Origin of the sequence: Paenirhizobium cremeum (assembly GCF_022884085.1) — a bacterium.
GTDB lineage: Bacteria > Pseudomonadota > Alphaproteobacteria > Rhizobiales > Rhizobiaceae > Allorhizobium > Allorhizobium cremeum.
Genome location: NZ_JAGGCS010000004.1, coordinates 326903 through 345830, shown reverse-complemented (window position 1 = coordinate 345830; position 18928 = coordinate 326903). Strand labels below are relative to the sequence as shown.

General features: G+C 62.7%; 16 protein-coding genes. 7 read left to right on the top strand and 9 right to left on the bottom strand.

Annotation, left to right across the window (positions count from 1 at the left end; genetic code table 11):
- The first annotated feature begins 4 nt into the window (after window positions 1-4).
- Window positions 5-889, top strand: a complete 885-nt coding sequence (locus tag J5N58_RS10210) for a helix-turn-helix domain-containing protein (protein WP_112830608.1) — start codon at window positions 5-7, stop codon at window positions 887-889.
- A gap of 160 nt (window positions 890-1049) precedes the next feature.
- Window positions 1050-3227 (top strand): TonB-dependent siderophore receptor, encoded by a 2178-nt coding sequence (locus J5N58_RS10205; RefSeq protein ID WP_244710672.1) that lies wholly within the window; start codon window positions 1050-1052, stop codon window positions 3225-3227.
- A gap of 85 nt (window positions 3228-3312) precedes the next feature.
- Here J5N58_RS10205 and J5N58_RS10200 read toward each other — a convergent pair whose 3' ends face one another.
- The 3 genes from J5N58_RS10200 to acnA form a co-directional block, all read right to left on the bottom strand.
- Window positions 3313-5406 carry an ATP-dependent helicase gene (locus tag J5N58_RS10200; RefSeq protein WP_113443223.1) on the bottom strand — a complete coding sequence of 698 codons (2094 nt, stop codon included), beginning with the start codon at window positions 5404-5406 and terminating at the stop codon, window positions 3313-3315.
- A 288-nt stretch (window positions 5407-5694) separates the two neighbouring features.
- Window positions 5695-6444 carry a DUF1223 domain-containing protein gene (locus J5N58_RS10195; RefSeq protein WP_244710669.1) on the bottom strand — a complete coding sequence of 250 codons (750 nt, stop codon included), beginning with the start codon at window positions 6442-6444 and terminating at the stop codon, window positions 5695-5697.
- Window positions 6445-6655: 211 nt separating this feature from the next.
- The gene (acnA, locus tag J5N58_RS10190) at window positions 6656-9349 is read right to left on the bottom strand and encodes an aconitate hydratase AcnA (protein WP_113338078.1); all 2694 of its coding nucleotides are present in this window, start codon (window positions 9347-9349) and stop codon (window positions 6656-6658) included.
- A 277-nt stretch (window positions 9350-9626) separates the two neighbouring features.
- Between acnA and ccmA the strand changes: the two genes are divergently transcribed.
- The 5 genes from ccmA to J5N58_RS10165 all read left to right on the top strand — a co-directional run bounded on the left by ccmA (window position 9627) and on the right by J5N58_RS10165 (window position 12631).
- On the top strand, window positions 9627-10274 hold the full coding sequence (gene ccmA / locus J5N58_RS10185; protein WP_113466018.1) for a heme ABC exporter ATP-binding protein CcmA: 648 nt from the start codon (window positions 9627-9629) through the stop codon (window positions 10272-10274).
- Window positions 10275-10365: 91 nt separating this feature from the next.
- On the top strand, window positions 10366-11025 hold the full coding sequence (gene ccmB / locus J5N58_RS10180; RefSeq protein ID WP_112830602.1) for a heme exporter protein CcmB: 660 nt from the start codon (window positions 10366-10368) through the stop codon (window positions 11023-11025).
- Between the two features lie 45 nt (window positions 11026-11070).
- Complete coding sequence (locus J5N58_RS10175; protein WP_113338080.1) at window positions 11071-11838, top strand: heme ABC transporter permease; 768 nt, start codon at window positions 11071-11073, stop codon at window positions 11836-11838.
- A complete protein-coding gene (gene ccmD, locus J5N58_RS10170; protein WP_112830600.1) occupies window positions 11835-12017 on the top strand; it encodes a heme exporter protein CcmD in 183 nt (60 codons plus the stop codon). The genes J5N58_RS10175 and ccmD overlap by 4 nt, the downstream gene beginning before the upstream one ends.
- Entirely contained in the window at window positions 12014-12631 is a 618-nt protein-coding gene (locus J5N58_RS10165) for a DsbE family thiol:disulfide interchange protein (RefSeq protein ID WP_113338081.1), read from the top strand. The genes ccmD and J5N58_RS10165 overlap by 4 nt, the downstream gene beginning before the upstream one ends.
- Here J5N58_RS10165 and J5N58_RS10160 read toward each other — a convergent pair.
- The 6 genes from J5N58_RS10160 to dapF all read right to left on the bottom strand — a co-directional run bounded on the left by J5N58_RS10160 (window position 12615) and on the right by dapF (window position 18875).
- Window positions 12615-13796 carry a GGDEF domain-containing protein gene (locus tag J5N58_RS10160; protein WP_244710666.1) on the bottom strand — a complete coding sequence of 394 codons (1182 nt, stop codon included), beginning with the start codon at window positions 13794-13796 and terminating at the stop codon, window positions 12615-12617. The two genes, J5N58_RS10165 and J5N58_RS10160, sit on opposite strands and share 17 nt — an antisense overlap.
- 203 nt (window positions 13797-13999) lie before the next feature.
- Entirely contained in the window at window positions 14000-14590 is a 591-nt protein-coding gene (locus J5N58_RS10155; RefSeq protein WP_113443155.1) for a DUF2585 domain-containing protein, read from the bottom strand.
- Entirely contained in the window at window positions 14587-15237 is a 651-nt protein-coding gene (locus J5N58_RS10150; RefSeq protein ID WP_113443154.1) for a septation protein A, read from the bottom strand. Before J5N58_RS10150 ends, J5N58_RS10155 begins: the two co-directional genes overlap by 4 nt.
- Window positions 15238-15283: 46 nt before the next feature.
- Window positions 15284-16645 carry a signal recognition particle-docking protein FtsY gene (gene ftsY / locus J5N58_RS10145; protein ID WP_113443153.1) on the bottom strand — a complete coding sequence of 454 codons (1362 nt, stop codon included), beginning with the start codon at window positions 16643-16645 and terminating at the stop codon, window positions 15284-15286.
- A gap of 29 nt (window positions 16646-16674) precedes the next feature.
- The gene (gene mtaB / locus J5N58_RS10140) at window positions 16675-18048 is read right to left on the bottom strand and encodes a tRNA (N(6)-L-threonylcarbamoyladenosine(37)-C(2))-methylthiotransferase MtaB (protein ID WP_280519926.1); all 1374 of its coding nucleotides are present in this window, start codon (window positions 18046-18048) and stop codon (window positions 16675-16677) included.
- Complete coding sequence (dapF, locus tag J5N58_RS10135) at window positions 17970-18875, bottom strand: diaminopimelate epimerase (RefSeq protein ID WP_244710663.1); 906 nt, start codon at window positions 18873-18875, stop codon at window positions 17970-17972. The genes mtaB and dapF overlap by 79 nt, the downstream gene beginning before the upstream one ends.
- Window positions 18876-18928 lie beyond the last annotated feature (53 nt).

Sequence of the window (18928 nt, the reverse complement as noted above, 5' to 3'; positions counted from 1 at the left end):
CGGAATGAGTTATCTGCCCCGCATGAACAACCGCATCGACGGTTTCTCGGTCCTTCAGGGATTTCATCGCCGATACTGGGACGGCATGGTGGCCGATCTCTGGAGCGTCGACTGCGCGCCTGAGGCCGGCGGTTATTATGTCGGGCGCGATCCGCGGCTCTTTGCCGTGCTCGACGCGCAGTTCGGCGCGGACGGCGATTTCACCATGGCGGAGCTCGGAACGGCTCCTCTTCGGGCCTGCCAGCGCCGCGCCATTTCCTTCATCCCGGCGGGCATGGAGATGCGCACCGAAATGCGCGGCATCCGTTTCCTGCGTCATCTCGACCTGCATTTCGACGTCGACGGGCTCACCCGCCGTTTCGGCGAAGATCTTTCTCCCCAGCTGCTGGAGGAGCCGCGGTTTCTCTGCGACGAAGCGCGCCTGCTGGCGCTTGCCGACCTGATCGCCGCAGAATGCGCCGCGCCCGACCCCTTGCACGGACTTTACGGTGACGGGTTGACGTTGGCTCTCCTGATCGACGTCTTGAAGATCGGCGCCGCCGTCGAGCGGCGGCGCTCCAAGCTGGCGGCATGGCAGTTGCGCAAGGCGACGGAATTCATCGAGGAGAACTGCCTGCGCGCCATTCGCCTGGACGAGCTTGCGGCGCTGACGGGTCTGTCGCCATCCCATTTCAGCCATGCCTTCAAGGCGTCCACCGGCCTGCCGCCGCATCGCTGGCAGATGAAGGTCCGCATGGTGCGCGTCAAGGAGTTCTTGCGCCGGCACGACATGTCGCTGACCGCGGTCGCTGCCGAAACCGGCTTTGCCGATCCCGCCCATTTCGCCCGCGTCTTCCGTCGTCAGGTCGGCGTATCGCCGTCCATGTGGCGCAAGGCGAACCTCGATTGAGAACGAGCATCGATCCACCGGGCGAAGTTTGACCAAATACGGTCAAGCGCGCGCAGGAACGGACAAGCAGGAAGAATAATCCTGATATAAATACTCATCTTATTTTCGACACTATTCGATCCGGCCGGGTGCAGGGCCTGCCGGTGTAACGGGGTATATCATGCGCAGACAAAGGGGATATCGCTCGAAGAGCAGTGCGTGGCGCGCGGGGGTTGCGCTGGCGATACTGGCCTGGCCGGCTGCCGCTGCCGCCCAGGACGCAGGCACGACGCTTGAAACCATCGTGGTCCAGGGCAAGAAGGAAAGCGCGACCGGTCCGGTCGACGGCTATGCCGCAAGCCGTTCCTCGACCGGTTCCAAGGCGGATACGCCGATTGCCGAGATCCCGCAGTCGGTATCTGTTGTCGGTCGTGAGGAACTCGACGACCGCGGTGTGACCAATAAGGTGGACGAAGCCCTTCGCTATACCGCCGGTGTCTTCGCCGAACCTTTCGGCGTCGATCCGGATACGGACTGGATCTATATCCGCGGCTTCGATGCGACACAGACAGGCGTGTTTCTCGACGGTCTCAGCCTCTATTCCTATGGCTTCGGCGGCTTCCAGATGGACCCGTTCTTCCTGGAGCGCGTCGAGGTGTTGAAGGGACCGGCTTCGGTTCTCTATGGTGCGGCCAATCCGGGCGGTCTCGTCAACATGGTGGGCAAGCGCGCGCTGGATGAAAAGCTGCTCTACACCGAAACCGGCATCAATAGCGACGGCAACGCCTTTTTCGGCTTCGATGCGGGCGATGTTCTTCAGGACGGTGCCTTCAGTTACCGCCTGACCGGCAAGATCTCCGGTGGCGACCAGTATACCGATTATTCCGAGGATTTCCGCGGCGGGATCATGCCGCAATTCACCTGGAAGCCGGACGAGGCCACCAAGCTCAACGTTTACGGTTTCTATTCCGCGCTCGATCAGGTGCATGTCGGCAACGGTTTCTATCCTTACGTCGGCACGGTGGTCGATGCTCCCTTCGGCAAGATCGACCCGGAGTCCTTTTACGGCGAGCCGGATATCGACCACGGCGAATACCAGCAGACCATGATCGGCTACGAGATCGAGCATGAACTGGACAGTGGCTGGACGCTTTCCCAGAACGCCCGCTACGCGCATCTCAACAAGTACGAGAACGCGCCCTACACCTACGGCTACTACGACTCCTCCACCGGCACCGGCTATCTCGAAGAACCGGTTGGCCCGGATTACCAGTTCTACCGCATTGGTTTCGAGGGCAAGTCAAAGGTCGACAGCTTCGTCGTCGACAACCGGATCGATGGCGAATTCGCAACCGGCGGACTGGATCACGACCTGACCGTCGGGCTCGATTACAAATATTATCGTCTCGATCATGAGCAGGCCTGCTGCGGCTCGACGCCGATCAGCGTGACGGACCCCGTCTATGGCGCGGCGCAGGGCACCAATTTCGTCTATCTCGATCAGGTGCTGACCCAGCAGCAGGTCGGCATTTATGCTCAGGACCAGATCAAGTTCGGCGGTGGCTTCATCGCCACGCTCAACGGCCGTTACGACTTCGTCAAGACGGAATCGGATGCGACTGTCGGCTATTCCTACTCATCCGACGATAAGGCGGCGAGCGGCCGTGTCGGTCTCGCCTACGAGTTCGCCAACGGCTTCACGCCCTATGCCAGCGCCTCGACCTTCTTCAATCCCGTGATCGGTTCCAGCGCCACCGCACCGATCAAGCCGGAAGAGGGCTATCAGGTCGAGGGCGGCTTCAAGTATGAGCCGACCGCATTCGAGGGCCTGTTCACGGCATCGGTCTTCCATCTGGTCAAGCAGAACTGGACCGTTACCGATCCGGCCACCTTCCTGCAGTCGCAGATCGGTGAAGTCACCTCCACCGGCATCGAGCTGGAGGCCAAGGTGCAGATCGCCGACGCCTGGAAGGCGACGGCGGCCTTTACCTGGCAGGATCTCGAAATGACAGAACATGCCGATCCGACCCTTGTCGGCAACAGCCCCTACCTCATTCCGGCTGTTACCGCTTCGGCCTGGCTCGACTACACGGTGCCGACAGGCGTTCTCGAGGGCCTGAGCGTCGGTGCCGGCCTGCGCTATCAGGGCGAGTCCTGGGCCGATTACGCCAATACGCTGAAGGTGCCGGACGCGCTGCTCGCCGATGCCGCCATCCGCTACGAGAAGGACGGCTGGGGCCTGTCGTTCAATGTCGCCAACCTGTTCGACAAGGAATATGTCAAGGGTTGCCAGGGCACGCTGACCTGCGGCTATGGCGAGGGACGCACCTTCACGCTTAAGCTCAGCAAGACTTGGTAATAAGGTCTGCCGTCTGATACTCAAAGCCGCCGGAACCCATTGGTTTCCGGCGGTTTTTCGTTTGCAGATGATGGTTTGGGAGAGGTCAGCGCCACATGCCGCGCATGCGGGCGCCGACGTCGATCCGCTTCTGTCGCTCGCCATGTGCGGCCTGCCCTTCGCCGGCGGCGGCAATTGGCCAGCTCACCTTTTCGAAATATTGCAGCAGCATGGCGGGAATGAAACGCGAGCGGGCGGCATAGACGTGACGGTCCCCTTGCGCGTTCTGGCCATGGGTGAAGAAGCGCTGCGGCGTGATGATATGCAGGCTGTCCTTGGCGCGTGTCATCGCGACATAGAGGAGGCGGCGCTCCTCATCGATTTCGTCGGTGGTGCCGACGCCGAGATCCGAGGGAATGCAACCGTCGACGCAATTCAGCACGAAGACCGATTTCCATTCCTGTCCCTTGGCGGAGTGGATGGTCGAAAGGATCAGGTAATCCTCATCGCGCAACGGTACGCCGGCCTGATCGCTGGTCGCATCGGGTGGATCGAGAGTGAGTTCGGTCAGGAAGCGCTCCCGCGACGGATAGCCACCTGCGATCTGTTCGAGCTGTAGGAGGTCGGCCATGCGGGTCTCGGCATCCTCGTGAATGCGGCCGAGATGCGGTTCGTACCATTCGCGAACCCTGGCGATTTCTCCCGGCCAGCCGAGGCTAATGCCCCTCAGTTCCATGAGCATTCTCGTGAAGGCGCCCCATTCCTCGCCGCAGCGGGGCGGCGGGGGCATTTCGGCAAGCGAAATCAGCGGCTCCGGATCGGCGGCTGCAGTGTCGAGGATCTTGCCGGCCGTCTGCGGGCCGATGCCCGGCAATAGCTGCAATAGACGAAAGCCCGCCACTTTGTCGCGCGGGTTCTGGGCGAAGCGCAGGGTTGCCAGCAGATCCTTCACATGGGCGGCGTCGAGGAATTTCAGCCCGCCGAACTTCACGAAGGGGATGTTTCTCCGGGTGAGTTCGATTTCCAGTGGGCCGCTATGGTTGGAGGCACGAAAAAGCACGGCCTGCTGTTTCAGCGTCGTGCCGGTCTCGCGGGCCGCCAGCACCTGTTCGGCGACATAACGGGCCTGATCGGCTTCGTCGCGCACACCGACCAGCATCGGGCGCTCCTCGCTTGCCCGCTCGCTCCAGAGGTTCTTGGTGAAGCGTTCGCGCGCAAGGCCGATGACGCCGTTTGCCGCTGTCAGGATCGGCTGGGTGGAGCGATAATTGCGGTCGAGGGTCACGACCTCGGCGGGCGGGTCGAACTGCTTCGGAAAATCGAGGATGTTGCGGATCGTTGCGGCGCGGAAGGAATAGATCGACTGGGCGTCGTCGCCGACCACGGTGAGGCCGGTGCCGGCCGGTTTCATCGCGGTGAGGATGGTCGACTGGAGCCGGTTGGTGTCCTGGTATTCGTCGACCAGAACATGGTCGAAACGGCCGCCGATCGCGCCGGCAAGATGGGGATCGGTGACGGCATGGGCCCAGTAAAGCAGGAGATCGTCGTAATCGAGCACGTTCTGTGCCTGCTTGGCCTCGACATAGCCGGCAAACAACTCCTTCAACTGGCTCTCCCAGTTGCTGCACCAGGGAAAGGAGGATTGCAGTGCTTCCTTCAGAGGACATTCCGCATTCACGACGCGGGAATAGATCGCAAGACACGTCGCCTTGGTGGGGAAGCGGCTTTCCAGCTTAGAGAGGCCGAGCTGGTGACGGACCAGATTCATCAGGTCGGCCGAATCCTCCCGGTCGTGAATGGTGAAATCCGGGTCGAGGCCGATCTCGTAGGCGTATTCGCGCAGGATGCGCGCGCCTATGCCGTGGAAGGTTCCGGCCCATGTGAGCGCATCCGTCAGGGTGGATGCGTCCTTCCCCAGCACCTTGCGGCAGATGCGTTCCACACGCGCTGTCATTTCGCTGGCAGCACGCCGGGAAAAGGTCATCAGAAGGATGCGGCGGGGGTCGGCGCCGTTGACAAGCAGATGGGCGACGCGATGGGCCAGCGTGTTGGTTTTGCCCGATCCGGCGCCGGCGATGATGAGAAGAGGTCCGGCGCCACCCTCGGGGGCGGGAATGCCACGGGAGGCCGCTGCCCGCTGCTGCTCGTTCAGGGCATCCAGATAGGCCGACGGCGGCGGCAGTGACGGGCTGGAGGTCATGCCCATCATGTGCCTCAGATCGGGCGATTCGGCAAGAACATAGAGCGAACTTTCACGATATTACGGCAGCGCGCGCACCCGCCCACGCAAAGCGCTCTTTCGGCCGAATGCGCTTTTTTTAGCTCCGCCGTATTTTGGACAAAACACCGCCCAAATTTAAACTGAGACTGCTACGCACTTGGTTGGCGCGGTGCGCCAAAACGGTCCGGTCTGGCGCATTGACCCCTTACCCCCAGCCCCCCAATGCACCCGGGCCGGACCGGCCAAGGCAAAATCCTTCGAGAAGCTTCAGATTTTGGCCGGATCGATCATCATGGTCGCGCCGAGAATGCCTGCGGGCTCGCCCTGCGGCCCGGTGGACTGGAGAAGGATGGCGCAGCCGCTATTACCGTCCGCACCGATGAGCTTTGCCGGCAGCACGAGATCCAGCGGCTTGCCGTCCCACATTCCGACGGTCTGGACATCGGTGACGCTGTTCCAGTAGACCATCTTCTTGCCGACGTTCTCGCCCTTCAGGAGCTCCACCGTTTCCTTGCGGCGGAAATAGACCACCACCACGTCGGCCTTGCCGACCCCGGCGCCGACCTTGACCACGAGTTCGTCGCCCTTCTTTTCGGCCTCGACGGGAATGCTGAGGCCGTCGCCGGTCTTTTCCAGCGCGTCGAGCTTCTGGTTGATCGCACCGACATCGGTGCCTTTCATATGGTCGCGACCGTTGAGGATGGCCTGGGGCGTATAGACGCCGCTGCGGCGGAGGCTGCGGGCATAGCCGTACTGGCGGGTGGTGTTTTCCTTCGAGGCAAGCGTGTCCGCCCAGCCCATGTAGTTCCAATAGTCGACATGATAGGCAAGCGCCACCACATCACCCTGGCGCACCAGCGCCTCGAAGGCGCGGTCGGCCGGCGGGCAGGAGCCGCAGCCCTGCGAGGTGAACAGTTCCACCACGCCCTTCAGCGGCGTTCCGTCGGCCGAGAGCGCGGGCGCGGCGAGCGCCAGCGTCAGGAAAAGTGCCAGACCTTTGAACATGCCCCTGCTCATGGAGTGCCCCGTCGCGCGATCGGCGGCTCGCGGAGGGTGCCGCCGTCGATCTTTTTTTGTGCGTGTCGACACATAGCTCTTCCGGCGTTCAAGGCAAAGTCACGATGGGGTGAAACTGCCCGCCAATCGCGCCGTCCGGTGCCGGAATGACAAAGAAAACCGCCGGCCGACGAGGTCGACCGGCGGTTCTTGTCGTTGGAAGCCGTCCGGATCAGGCGGCGAGGTCGCGAAGAACGGTCTGCAGAATGCCGCCGTTCTCCATGTAGGTGACCTCGTCGAGCGTATCGATGCGGCAAAGCAGCGGGACTTCCTTCACCGAACCGTCGGCATAGGTGATCTTGGCGATCTTGGTCTCGCGCGGCTTGATGTCGCCTTCGAGGCCCTCGATGGTGACAGTTTCGTCACCCTTGAGGTTGAGCGAAGCCCAGGTGGTGCCGTCTTCGAAGGTGAAGGGAACCACGCCCATACCGACCAGGTTCGAGCGGTGGATACGCTCGAAGGACTGGGCGATCACGGCCTTGACGCCGAGCAGGTTGGTGCCCTTCGCGGCCCAGTCGCGGGACGAACCGTTGCCGTATTCGACGCCGGCGAAGATCACGAGCGGAACGCCCTCTTCCTTGTACTTCATAGCGGCGTCGTAGATCGACATCTCTTCCTTCGACGGATAGTGGATGGTGTAGCCACCTTCCTTGCCGTTCGGGCCGAGCATATGGTTGCGGATGCGGATGTTGGCGAAGGTGCCACGCATCATGACTTCATGGTTGCCGCGGCGTGTGCCGTACTGGTTGAAGTCCGCGACCTGGACACCGTTGTCGAGCAGGTAGGCACCAGCCGGCGAGGCGGCCTTGATCGAACCGGCCGGGGAGATGTGGTCGGTGGTGATCTTGTCGCCGAACAGGCCGAGGACGCGAGCGCCCTTGATGTCGTGCAGGCCCTCGCCGGTCTTCTTCATGCCGACGAAGTAAGGCGGGTTCTGAACGTAGGTCGACTTGTCGTCCCAGGCATAGGTCTGGCCTTCCGGAACCTGCACGGCCTGCCAGTTCGCGTCGCCCTTGAATACGTCGGCATACTTCGATTCGAAGAGTTCGCGCGTGACGTATTTGTGGATGAACTCCTGCACTTCCGCAGAGGTCGGCCAGATGTCCTTGAGGTAGACCGGATTGCCGTTCTTGTCCTCGCCGAGCGGTTCCTTGGTCAGGTCCTTCTGGACCGAACCGGCAAGCGCGTAGGCGACCACGAGCGGCGGAGAGGCGAGGTAGTTCGCCTGGACGTCAGGCGAAATGCGGCCTTCGAAGTTACGGTTGCCCGAGAGTACACCCGCGGTGATCAGGCCCTTGTCGTTGATCGTCTTCGAAATTGCCGGCGGCAGCGGGCCGGAGTTACCGATGCAGGTCGTGCAGCCAAAACCGACAAGGTTGAAGCCGAGCGCGTCGAGTTCCTTCTGCAGGCCGGACTTGGCGAGATATTCGCCGACGACCTGCGATCCCGGTGCGAGCGAGGTCTTGACCCACGGTTTGGTCTTCAGGCCCTTGGCAACGGCGTTGCGGGCGAGAAGGCCGGCGGCGATCAGGACGCTCGGATTCGACGTGTTGGTGCAGGAGGTGATGGCGGCGATGCAGACGTCGCCATGACCGAGATCGAAGCTTTCGCCTTCGACCTGGTAGCGCGTGGTAAGCTGACCCGGCTTCTTGTAGTCGCCTTCGAGGGCGGTTGCGAAGTTCGGGGCGATGGTTTCGAGCGGCAGTCTGCCTTCCGGACGCTTCGGGCCGGCCATCGAGGGAACGACGTCGCCGAGGTCGAGTTCCAGCGTGTCGGTGAAGACGAGCTGGGAGCCGTCATTGTCGCGCCACATGCCCTGCGCCTTGGAATAGGCTTCGACGAGGGCGATGCGGTCCTTGGTGCGGCCGGACATGTTGAGGTAGTTGACGGTTTCGGCGTCGATCGGGAAGAAGCCGCAGGTCGCGCCGTATTCCGGACCCATGTTGCCGATGGTGGCGCGGTCGGCGACCGGCATGTTGTCCATGCCCGGGCCGAAGAATTCAACGAACTTCGAAACGACGCCCTTCTTGCGCAGCATCTGGACGACGGTCAGCACGAGGTCGGTGGCGGTGACGCCTTCCTTGAGCTTGCCGGTGAGCTTGAAGCCGATGACCTCGGGCAGAAGCATCGAGACCGGCTGGCCGAGCATGGCGGCTTCGGCTTCGATACCGCCCACGCCCCAGCCCAGAACGCCGAGGCCGTTAATCATGGTGGTGTGGCTGTCGGTGCCGACGCAGGTATCGGGGTAGGCGATCGTCTCGCCGTCTTCTTCCTTGGTCCAGACAGCTTGGCCGAGATATTCGAAATTGACCTGGTGACAGATACCGGTGCCCGGGGGAACCACGCGGAAGTTCTTGAATGCCTGCTGGCCCCACTTCAGAAAGCGGTAGCGCTCGCCGTTGCGCTGGTATTCGAGTTCGACGTTGCGGGCGAAGGCCTGGGGCGTGCCGAATTCGTCGACGATGACCGAGTGGTCGATGACGAGGTCGACGGGAACGAGCGGGTTGATCTTTTCCGGGTCGCCGCCGAGAGCCTTGATGCCGTCACGCATGGCGGCGAGGTCGACGACCGCCGGAACGCCGGTGAAATCCTGCATCAGCACGCGAGCCGGGCGGTAGGCGATTTCCGCTTCCTTGAGGCCCTTGTTGTTCAGCCATTCGGCAACGGCTTCAATGTCGGCCTTGGTAACCGAACGGCCGTCTTCGTTGCGCAGCAGGTTCTCGAGCAGAACCTTCATCGAGTAGGGAAGCTTCGAGACGCCGGCGAGGCCGTTGGCCTCGGCCTTCGGAAGGCTGTAATAGACATAATCCTTGCCGTTGACGGTGAGCGTCGAACGACAATTGAAGCTGTCGATGGATTTGGACACGGATATGAACCCCGCTTATTCTGATAGCCTACACGTTCGTGCGGACGCCTATGCACTTCATGCACATCAGGATGCGGGTGCGACCATTTCCGCTGTCCGCCCGTGAAAATTGCCTTTCGCAATCATCAAGTTCGGCACAAGGATGAACTTCACGCCGGCCGCTGGCGTGGTTGAAACCCATATAGATAATTTCTAAGAAAGGTGCCAGACCAACGAATGGCGAATTGAGACAATTTTTTCGACAGGCAGCCGGGATGGTTGCCGGAAAGCGAACGGCATGCGGCTCACTGCCGAAAAGCTCGCCGCCAGGCGGGGTGAAGACCTGATTTTCGTCGACATTTCCTTCGAGTTGCGTGCGGGCGATGCGATGGTGCTGACCGGCCGCAACGGTTCGGGCAAATCGACATTACTGCGGGTGGTCGCCGGGCTTCTGAGGCCGGACCGGGGCAAGGTCGAGTTCCGTTTCCGGGATGGCGAAGAAACGCGCCCGGCACGGGAGGCGAGCCATTATCTCGGCCATCGCAACGCCATGAAGCAGGAACTGACCGTCCGCGAAAATCTCGCCTTCTGGCGGGATTTCCTCGGCGACGCCGAAGGCGGGGCCGGCCTTTCCGTGGAAGAGGCGGCCGAATCCGTCGGCCTCGGCAGCATCGCGCATCTGCCCTACGGCTATCTTTCCGCCGGCCAGCAGCGGCGATTCGCCATGGCCAAGCTCATCGTCGCCCACCGGCCGGTCTGGATTCTCGACGAGCCGACGGCGGCGCTCGATGCCAGCGCAGACGAAATGTTCGCCGGTCTGGTCCACGCCCACCTCGCCAAGGGTGGCATCGCAATTGCCGCTACCCACCAGCCGCTCGGCCTCAAGAACGCTAAGACGCTGGTGATGAAGGGGTTCGAGTATCACGAGGCGGAGGAAGTTTCGTGATGTGGCTTATACCCCTCTGCCCCGCCGGGCATCTCACCCTCAGGGCAGAGGGGGGTGCGGTCGGCGGAATGGTCGAAAATGGAGTTTCCGCATGATCGCCCTTTTCTTCCGTGACCTCAAACTCTCGGTGCGGGCGGGCGGCGGCGCGCTGATCGGCGTCCTGTTCTTCATGACGGTCGTCGCCGTCATCCCGTTCGGGGTCGGGCCGGATCTCAACCTCCTGTCGCGCATCGGGCCGGCCATCGTCTGGATCGGGGCGCTGCTTGCCGCCCTTCTCGGGCTCGACCGCCTGTTCCAGGCGGACCGCGACGACGGGTCGCTCGATCTGATCCTGATGCAGGAGACGCCGCTGGTCTTTACCGTCTTTGTCAAATGTCTGGCGCACTGGACCGCCACCAGCCTGCCCCTGGTTGCTGCTTCGCCCTTGCTCGGCCTCTTCATGAACATGAACGAGGTGGCGATCGGTGCGGTGATGTTGACGCTTCTCGTCGGATCACCGGCGATCACTTTTATTGGAGCGGCCGGTGCCGCCGTTGCCGTCGCATTGCCCCGCGGCGGACTTCTGGTATCCATTCTGGTGCTGCCGCTGGCCATTCCGGTACTGATCTTCGGGGTTAGCGCCTCCTATGCGGCGGTGGAGGAGCCGGCCCCATTTATGCCGCCGTTCCTGTTTCTGATTGCGATCACGCTGTTCTTCGCTGTGATCGGTCCGCTTGCCGCCGCTCTGGCGTTGCGCAATGCGTCCGATTGACCCGGATCAATTGCAGACGACCCTCTCTCAGGTTAGAAGCATTCCATGAACGACACGAGCCTTGCCATTTCGAAGTTCAGCGATCTTGCCAACCCGACCCGGTTCCTGGCGCTGGTCGCCCGTGTCCTGCCGTGGTTTGCCTGTCTGACCGCCATGCTCCTTGCGGTCGGGCTCTATCTGAGCTTCACGACCGAGGGCGACTATCAGCAGGGCGAGACGGTGCGCATCATGTATGTGCATGTGCCGGCAGCCTGGCTTTCGATGATGTGCTATTCGGTCATGGCGCTTTCGGCGATCGGCACGCTCGTCTGGCGTCATCCGCTTGCCGATGTCAGCCACAAGGCCGCCGCTCCGCTCGGGGCCGCCTTCACCCTGATTGCGCTTATCACGGGTTCTCTGTGGGGCAAGCCGATGTGGGGAACGTGGTGGGTCTGGGACGCGCGGCTCACCTCCGTCTTCGTGCTGTTCCTGATGTATCTCGGCCTCATCGCCCTCAACCGGGCGATGGACGATGCGTCGAGAGCCGCACGCGTCAGCGCCGTGCTCATCCTCGTCGGTTTCGTCAACATCCCGATCATCAAGTTTTCTGTCGAGTGGTGGAACACGCTGCATCAACCGGCGTCGGTGATCCGGCTCGACGGGCCGACCATCGATCCGGAATTCCTCTGGCCGCTGCTCATCATGGCGGTCGCCTTCACCATGCTGTTCTTCACGCTGCATCTGATGGCCATGCGTAACGAGATCTGGCGCCGCCGGATCGCGACGCAGCGGCGCATGGCGGCTCGCATGGCGGGCCGGGAGGTTTCTCCATGAGCCATGCCTTCTACGTCTACCTGTCCTATGGGATTGCCGGCCTGATCGTTCTTGCGCTGATTGTGTGGGTCTGGCTTGACGGCCGCGCGCGTCAGGCCGAACTCAAAGCTCTGGAAGCTTCCGGCCTGCGCCGTCGCAGCGCCGGTGCGGCAAGCAAGGCCGAGGGCGCCGCGCAATGAGCGAACCTGCCATCGAGGAAAAGGCAAGCAAGGGCATCGGCCGATATGCACTGGCGCTCGTTCCGCTCGCGGTGTTTGCCGTCATCGCCGGTACGGCCGCCAAGATGCTTTACGAGCAAGATGTCAACGGCAAGAATGTTTCCGATATTCCCTCGGCCCTAATCGGCACCCGTGCGCCTGCGCTCGACCTGCCCGCTCTCGACGGTTCGAACACGGCGCCGCTGACAACGGCCGCCATTTCCGGCAGGCTGACGCTGGTCAACGTGTTTGCCTCATGGTGCGTGCCCTGCCGGCAGGAGCACCCGATCCTCAAGGAACTCTCGAAGGATCCCCGCCTGAACGTGGTGGGCATCAACTACAAGGATAAGAACGAGAACGCCCTGCGCTTCCTCGGTGAACTCGGCAATCCCTACAAGGCGATCGGCGTCGATCCGAACGGCAAGGCCGCAATTGACTGGGGCGTTTACGGCATTCCGGAAAGCTATCTTGTCGCCGCCGACGGCACGATCCTTTACAAGAAGGTCGGACCCTTCGATCCGCAATCGCTGGAAAACGGCCTCTTCCCGGCCATCGAAAAGGCGCGCGCCGCCGCCGAGGTCACGACGACGAAATGATGCGCAGTGTCGGCGTTTCCCCGGATACCTTTCCTTCCATGACCACCTTGTTGCGGCCGGCGCGTTTCGCCTCGTAGAGACAGGCATCGGCGCGGGCGATTGCGGCGTGGACGGAATAATCGCTTTTCGCCTGGGCGGCGATGCCGAAGCTTGCGGTTATCTCGCAATTGAAACCGTCATTCTCCCAGGCGTGGGCGGCAAAGGCCTGGCGTAGCTTTTCCGCGATTTCCCCTGCTGTCGCCGGCACTTCCTCTGGCAGGAAGGCGACGAAATCCTCACCCCCGAACCGGGCGAGAATGGCTTTGCGGGGCATGAAGTGCGTGAAGAGCGCCGCAAAGCCGGCAATTACCGCGTCTCCGGCGGCGTGGCCGAAACGATCGTTCACCTGCTTGAAGTGATCGATATCGCCGATGACAATGGTGCCGGCCAATCTTCCGGCCGGCATGGAGTCCATCGCCTGCTCGAAGCCCCGGCGGTTGAGAAGGCCCGTCAGGGGATCGCGGTAGGCGGCATATTTGTAGCGCTGTATGAGGTCGTCGACCAGCGTGCCAAGCACCGTCAGCGCCAGCAGGAAAGCGATCACTCCGGCGCCGAGTTGGATGTAGAAGGCGTAGGCCGAACCGAGGAAGGCGTCGAGGGTCCCCACATCGGAGGACGAGGTCATCAGGATCAGGACGGCCACTCTCGTGAAGGTCTCGACCACGACGAGGCCGACCATGAAGACCAGCAGGCGGTCCATGGGACGACGCGGAGCGCGGGCGACTTGAAACACCGGCACGATCAGCAGCAGGGCGATGCTGGTGTCGCCGAGGATCAGTTCAGCCCGCAGGTCTTCCTTGAGGATGATGACGGCGGCAATCGCCACGAGCGCGATGCCGGCGAAGGCATAGCGCGGAGCGCGGTAATGTCTTTCCCCGAAACGGGTGAGCAGCGCATCTCCGAAAAGACAGAAGGCCGCGAGGAACAGGGCGTTTGCAACAATGGCCTGGGCCTTGAAGGACAGCACCTCCGGTGGCAGCAGCGGTATGGAAAAGCCGGCCGCCGCCGACAGGAAGCCAAGTCCCCAGAAGGTCGCGGAACCGGCGGCCCAGAGATGTGCCGACAGGAAGACCGCTCCAAAGACCGTCATGAAGAAAGGCAGGAGAAAGGCGAAATTGTCGGTCATGTCCATACGCACCCGCGCCAGTCGGCGACCGGGCGGTTTGTCCGTCCGATCGGCGGGAACCCAGCAGACGGAAATCTGCGCCGCGGCTCCCGGGTCAAAACAGGGGTCGGCGCGCTAGCCGTGGCGCGCCTCGTGCTGTTTGTCCGGAAAGCCTAGCAACCTTTTCTTAACAAAGTCTCGCTCTTGACGATCGTCAAGAAATTTCAGCCGCCCTGCCACGCGCGGACCGCATCCAGCGGCCAGACGAGCATCAGCACGTTGAGGGTGAGGTTGTCGCGGATCAGCCAGCCGGTGAAGAGTTCGAAGGCGATGGCGATCACGACCGTCAGCCAGACGGGCGCACGGGCGGCGAAGAGAAAGCCCAGCATCATCGCGACCGTATCCATCGCCGAATTCAGCACGCTGTCGCCGGTATAGCCGATCGCCATGGTCTCGCTGCGGTAGCGATTGATGATGATCGGAGAGTTCTCGAGGATTTCCCAGGCTGCCTCGATGATGACTGCAAGCGTCAGGCGGGCGCCGAACGAGCCCCGGCGCAGTACCGCCCAGCCGAGCAGGTAGAAGAGGAAGCCGTGAATGATATGGGAGGGCGTGTACCAGTCGGCGATGTGCTGGGAATTGCCTGGCGTGTTGACGCCGGGTTCGAAGAGCTTGACGTAGCCGCATTCGCAGATCGGTATGCGCCCCATGCCGAGCAGCACGACGATCTGGGCCAACAGCAACAGGCCGGTGACGATCAGCCAGAAGCGGGTGGAACTGTTGCGTATTTCGAGGTTGCCGGCGCCCGTCGTCATTTCGTCTTTCCTTCCGTGTCCTGCTCGACACCATGACGCATAATCAGCGGCATCTGGGCGAGGGTGAAGAGGATGGTGATCGGCATGGTGCCCCAGACCTTGAAGTTCACCCAGACATCGTCGGAGAAGTTGCGCCAGACGGCTTCGTTGAGCACGGCGAGGAACAGGAAGAAGATGCCCCAGCGCAGGGTGAGCTTCTTCCAGCCTTCCTCATCGAGCTGGAAGGCGGCGTTGAACACATAACCGAGCAGCGACTTGCCGAAGAAGAGGCCGCTGAGCAGAACCACGCCGAACAGCGTGTTAACGATGGTCGGCTTCATCTTGATGAAGGTCTCGTCCTGCAGCCAGATCGACAGCGAGCCGAAGACCATGACCACCACGCCCGAGACGAAGGGCATGACCGGCAGGTGCCTGAAGACGATCTTGGAAACGATCAGCGATGCAATCGTCGCGGCCATGAAGAGGGCGGTCGCGATCAACAGCGGTCCGCCGACTGCGGTCAACGCCGGGAAGGTTTTTGCCAGCCATTCGCCGCGCAGGTTGCCGAAGAAGAAGACAAGCAGCGGGCCAAGTTCGAGCGCCATCTTCAAAAGCGGATGGTGACGCTCCTCGGTGGTTGGCTGGGTATCGCTTTCGAAGTTGTTCATTGAGATGTCCGTTTGTAATCCCTGGGCTTCGGCCCGCAGTCGGTCGTCAGCGGGCGATGCCGGCAATGGCACTGGCGAAATCCTCGGCCTCGAAGGGTTCGAGATCGTCGACGCCTTCGCCGACCCCGATGAAGTAGACCGGCAGCTTGTGCTTCGCCGCGATGGCGACGAGGATGCCGCCGCGGGCGGTGCCGTCGAGCTTGGTCATGATGAGGCCGTTGACGCCCGCCACGTTGCGGAAGATTTCCACCTGGTTCATGGCGTTCTGGCCTGTGGTGGCGTCGAGCGTCTGGAGAACCGTATGCGGCGCTTCCGGATCGAGCTTGCCGAGAACGCGTACGATCTTTTCGAGTTCGGCCATCAGCTCGGCCTTGTTCTGCAGCCGGCCGGCGGTATCGATGATGAGGACGTCGCTTTTTTCGGCCTTCGCCTTTTCGAAGGCGTCATAGGCAAGACCTGCGGCATCGGCCCCGAGTTTGGTGCCGATGAAGGTGGAGCCGGTGCGGTCGGCCCAGATTTTCAGCTGCTCGATGGCGGCGGCGCGGAAGGTGTCGCCGGCGGCGAGCATGACCTTGAGGCCGGAGCCGGAAAGTTTGGCGGCGAGCTTGCCGATGGTGGTGGTCTTGCCGGTGCCGTTGACACCGACTACGAGGATGACATGCGGCTTGTGGCTGAGGTCGAGCGCCAGAGGCTTTGCCACCGGCTTCAGCACCTTGGTGATTTCGGCCGCCATGATGCGGGCGACATCCTCGCCGCTTACATCCTTGCCGTAGCGTTCGGATGACAGGGCACCGGTGATGCGCATGGCGGTCTCGACGCCGAGGTCCGCCTGGATCAGCAGGTCCTCAAGCTCGTCGAGCGTATCCTCGTCCAGCTTGCGCTTGGTGAAGAGGGCGGCGATCTGCCCGGTCAGCTGCGAGGAGGTGCGGAAGAGGCCCGCCTTCAGGCGCTGGAACCAGGTGAGTTTTTCCTTCGGCGTTTCCGCTTCCGGCTCAGGCGTCGTTTCTGCCGTGGCGAAGCCCTTGGGGAGTGCCACCGGCCCTTCCTGTTCCGGAGCGATGTCCTCCCGCGATGCGATTTCCCCATGGGGAACGTCGGCGGGCTGTTCGGGTTGAGGGTGGAAGGCGGCTTCGGCTTCTTGCGGGACCTCGGGAATGGCGGACGGTTCCTCGGGTGCAGAGGCCTGCTCTTCCTCGACCGCCTCGTCCGGCGATGGGCCGCCGGCGGTTTCGATCACTTCGGGCAGTACCGGCTCGGCGGCGAAGACGGCTTCCTCCGGCATCGCTTCGGCTTCAGCCTTCTCGGCAGCTTCGATCAGGCTTGCGAAATCCTCGCCTTGCGGCGGCTTTTCGCTTGCCGGCTTCTCCTTGCCGAAGGTGAAGACTTTCTTGATGAAGCCGAGCGCCATGAAGCTTTCCGTTCTGTCTTTCCGTTCGATCAGGCGGCCGAGGCCGGTTGAATCTCGAGGTGGCGGCCATTGTGGCCGGTGATCGTGACCGTCACAAGGTCGCGCGGCTGGAAGCCGGGCGTGGCGACGAGCGCGAAGTTTTCCGTATGGGCCATGCCGCTCATTTCCACAAGCACCGTCTGTCGCGTGCCGATCATCGCGGCGAGATGGCGGGCCTGAAGCTTTTCCGCTGTCTCGCGCAGCCGGGCGGCGCGCTCCTTGACGAGGCGGCGGTCGAGCTGCGGCATTCGGGCAGCGGGCGTGCCCGGACGCGGGCTATAGGGGAAGACGTGAAGTTGGAAAATCCCGATCTCTTCCGCGAGCCGGGCGGAATTTGCCGCCATTTCCTCGGTTTCGGTCGGGAAGCCGGCGATCATGTCGGCTCCGAAACTCATGTCGGGGCGCAATTGTTTCACGTGCGACACGAATTTCAGCGCGTCGGCCCGGCTATGGCGCCGCTTCATCCGCTTGAGGATCAGGTCGTCGCCATGCTGCAGCGAGAGATGCAGATGCGGCATGAAGCGCGGCTCCGCGGCGATCAGGTCGAGGAGGTGGCGGTCGACCTCGATGCTGTCGATCGAGGAGAGCCTGAGCCGCCGGATTTCCGGCACCTGCTTCAAGAGCGTCTTCGCGAGCAGCCCGAGCGTCGGTTCACCCGGCAGGTCGGTGCCGTAGGAAGTGGCATCGACGCCGGTCAGCACCACTTCGCGGTAGCCGTTTTCGGCAAGCTTGCGGGCCTGTTCGACCACCGCGCCCATGGGCACGGACCGCGAGTTGCCGCGGCCGAAGGGGATGATGCAGAAGGTGCAGCGGTGGTCGCAGCCGTTCTGCACCTGGATGAAGCCGCGGACATGGCCGTCGAGATGGCCGACCATCTGCGGGGCGGTTTCGGTCACGCTCATGATGTCGTTGACGCGAACCTTCTCCTCGGCGGAAATGCCGAAGTCGGGCAGCGACCGGTAGCTCTCGGAGCGCAACTTCTCCTCGTTGCCGAGCACGGCATCGACCTCGGGCATGGCGGCAAAGCCGGCCGCATCGGTCTGGGCGGCGCAGCCGGTGACGATGATGCGGATTTCGGGATTGTCGCGCCGCGCCTTGCGGATCGCCTGACGAGCCTGACGCACCGCCTCGCCGGTGACGGCGCAGGTGTTGAACAGGATTGCGCCGTTCAGCCCGGCCCTGGCGGCTTCCGCCTTCATTACCTCGGATTCATAGGTGTTGAGCCGGCAGCCGAAGGTGACGATGTCGATGCCGCCCTGCCCGGTTGCGCGCGAAGCGTCGCGGCTCACTTTGCCGAGGCCCCGGCTTCCGCGTCGCGTTCGAAGGCGCCGGTCACGGGATCGAGATGGCCGGACCACTCCCATTCGGCGGGACCCGTCATGACGACGTGATCGTCGCGCTCGCGCCATTCGATGACGAGCGGCTGGCGGCTGGGGCTGGACGCAACGTCGATCGTCACCTTGCGGCCGGTTCGTCCGGTGCGCGCGGCCGAGACGCCGGCGGCACAGGCGGCGGAACCGCAGGCGAGCGTCAGGCCTGCGCCGCGCTCCCAGGTGCGGGTGCGCAGGCAATCCTTGCCGGTGACCTGGGCGAGCGTGATATTCGCCTTTTCGGGAAACATCGGATGGTTTTCGAGCAGCGGCCCGAAGCGGCCGAGATCGAAGGACATGGGATCGCGGTCGACCCAGAAGATCGCGTGCGGATTGCCCATGGAGGCGACGGAGGGGGAGTGCAGGACCGGATCGTCGATCGGGCCGATCTGCAGTTCGATGCGGCTGGTGTCGTGGAATTCCTCCGCCAGCGGAATGCGGTTCCATTCGAACACCGGCTTGCCCATGTCGACGGAGATCATTCCGTCTTCGTGTTCCACAGCATTGAGGATGCCGGCGACGGTCTCGAAGGTGAAGGCCTTACGGCCGGTTTCGGCTGAAAGCGCCTGAACGACGCAGCGCGTGCCGTTGCCGCAGGCCTGCGCCTTTGAACCGTCGCAGTTGATGATGTCGATATAGGCGTCGGTGCCGTCGATCTTCGGATCGTGGATCGCCATGATCTGGTCGAAGCCGGTCTCGGCCTCGGCGGCAAGGGCGACGGCGGCCTCCGGGGTCACCCGGTCGCCACGGCCGCGCATATCGACGACGAGGATCTTGTTGCCAAGCCCGTTCATCTTCGCGAATTCGACCATCTCTGTCATGCAGCGCCCGTCTTCTCTCGATCTTGTGGCTTATATGGCCGAAAAGCGGTGAA